Origin of the sequence: Actinomadura logoneensis (genome assembly GCF_003428695.1) — a bacterium.
Classification (GTDB): domain Bacteria; phylum Actinomycetota; class Actinomycetes; order Streptosporangiales; family Streptosporangiaceae; genus Spirillospora; species Spirillospora logoneensis.
This window is the reverse complement of record NZ_QURH01000161.1, coordinates 1-2,493: the sequence shown is the minus strand read 5'-3', so window position 1 is coordinate 2,493 and position 2,493 is coordinate 1. Positions and strand designations below refer to the sequence as shown.

1 pseudogene is annotated in these 2,493 nt (G+C 75.7%); it reads left to right on the top strand.

Features of this window, described 5'->3' with window-relative positions:
• Positions 1-1,038: pseudogene (locus DZF91_RS41895) on the top strand (hypothetical protein); the annotation flags it as partial.
• Between the last annotated feature and the right edge of the window lie 1,455 nt (positions 1,039-2,493).

Here is a 2,493-nt window from a genome sequence, read left to right as displayed (position 1 = left end):
CTGTTCGGCGGCGCGGTGCCGGGCGCCGCCTTCCTCGCGGGGCTCGTCCCCTGGTGGCGGGCGCCGCACACCGCGCCCGTGCTGATCGGCGCCGTCGCGGTGATCGCGGCGGCGATGGCCGCGGTCGCGCTCGGCGGCCCCTGGCGGCGGTCGGTGACCGCGCCCGGCCTGGTCGTCGCGGGCCTCACCGCCGCCCTGCTCGGCCTGGACGTCATGACCGGCTCCAACCTGCAGATGAACTCCTTCCTCGGCTACACGGCCGTCGTCGCCGGACGCTTCTACGGCTTCGGCAACCAGGCGTTCTCGCTGTTCGCGTCCGCCGCGGTGCTGACGGCGGCCTGGCTCGCCGAGTACCCGCTGCGCGCCGGACGCCGCTGGGCGGCCGTGCTGGTCGTCGCGGTCGTCGGGCTCGCCGCGATCGCGCTGGACGGCGCGCCCATGTGGGGCGCGGACTTCGGCGGCGTGCTCGCGCTGGTCCCGACGTTCGCGCTGCTCGGCCTGATGCTGACCGGACGGCGCGTCTCGGTGGTCAAGCTCGGCCTGTTCTGCGTGGCGGGCGGCGCGGCCGTCCTGCTGCTGTCCTACCTGAACTCGCGCAGCGCGCACCCGACGCACATGGGCAAGTTCTGGAACGACCTGGTCGGCGGCGGCGCCGGGACGGTCGTCTCGCGCAAGTTCGACTCGATGCTCGGCAGCCTGGCGTCCTGGCCGGTGACGGTCGTGATGGCGGCCGTGGTCGTGGGCCTGTTCCTGGTGCTCGCCCGTCCGGACCGCTACCCCCGCACCTCGATGCTCACCCGGACGCTCGCCCGCGCCGAGACGATGCGTCCGGCGCTGGTCTGCGCCCTCACCGTCGGCGTGATCGGCACGCTGGTGAACGACTCGGGCGTGATCATCCTGATGGTGGCGCTGGTGCTGACGGTCCCGCTGTTCGTCGCGGCGGCGGTGCGGGCCACCGAGCTGGACGACGCGGAGGGGTCCGGCGCAGGCCCGTCCACAGCGCCCACACCAGCAAAGCCATCAGCAGCACAGGGATGACCCCCGACCGGACGACGCTGATCAGCCAGTGCAGGTCGTCCGGGAGGCCGGCGGGCCGCGGGCCGCGCGCGGGCAGGTAGGCGAACGACAGGGCCGTGGTGTGCGCGAGCAGCATCAGGTCGAACCTCGACCACGGCAGCAGCGCGAGGACGGCCCATCCGAACGCGTCGTACCAGGGCAGTTCGTAGGGCGCGGCGAGCAGCCAGGCCAGCACCAGCGCCGCCGCGACCGTCCTGGCCTCGGCGTGCTGCCGCTCCAGGCCGTCCGGCCTCGGCAGGACGCGCGCGAGCGCCCACACGAGGACCGCCCCGAGCACCACCCAGCCGACCTTGACGATCGTCCGCAGGGCGGGCGGGTTCAGCACGGCCACCAGGTGCCAGGGCGTCGCCAGCGAGATCATGCGGCTGGCGCGGTCGACCTGGTCCAGCGAGTGCGGCCCGGCGAGCGCGTACGCGAGGAGCACCGTCGCCGCGGACCCGCCGACCAGCGCCGCGAGGCTCCACCGCGCCGACCTGTCCGTCCGGAGGCGGCGCAGCAGCGTCCAGGCGGGTCCGCCGCCGACGAGCGCGGCGGGCAGCTTGATCGCCGTGCCGAACCCGACCAGCGCGCCGCCGAGGAACGCCCGCCACGGCCCTCCGGCCGCCCGCGTGCACAGGACGAGCCCGGCGACCATGGGCGGCGTCGCGAGGACGTCGTTGTGCCCGCCCCCCACCAGGTGGAACAGGATCAGCGGGTTGCACGTCCACATGAGCGCCGAACGCAGCCGCCCGGCGCGGTCGCGGGCCGTCCGGTAGAGGATCAGCCCGGTCAGGCCGAACGCCACCAGGTTCTCCAGCGACAGGACGAACACCGTCAGCCGCACCGAGTCCCCGCCGACCCGGGACGCGAACGCCTGTCCGGCGGTCGCGACCGGCCCGTACACCGACGGCGTCCGTCGCCACTCCTCGGCCGCGCCGATGACCGGGTCCTGCGGCACGTCCGCGGCGGACGTCGCGTACGGGTCGTGCCCGGTGACCGCCATCCGCCCGTAGGACGCGTAGTTCAGGTGGTCGGCCGACCCGGTCGGCGGCATGAACGCGAACGCCGCGGCGACGAGCATCCCGACCGCCACCAGCGGCAACGCGCGGACACGCCATCCGCGCCGGACGGCCAGGAAGCACGCGAGCAGGCCCCCCGCCCCGAGAGCCGTCCCGGCCGCGACCAGCCCGATCGCCAGGTACGGCGACGGATGCGCGGTCAGCGAGAACGGCGGCTGCCACCGCGGGCCGGGCAGCGCGGGCTGGAACACCGACGGCCCGAGCAGCGCCGTGACCAGGAAGCACGCCAGCGACGTCCCGATCCCGGCCAGCCCCGCCGCCCCGAGCCGCCGCGTCCGGACGACCGCGTCCGGCGGCGCGTCGGCGGACGTCGCGTCCCGCGCCGGGTCGGCGGGCGTCGCGTCCCGCGCCGGGTCGG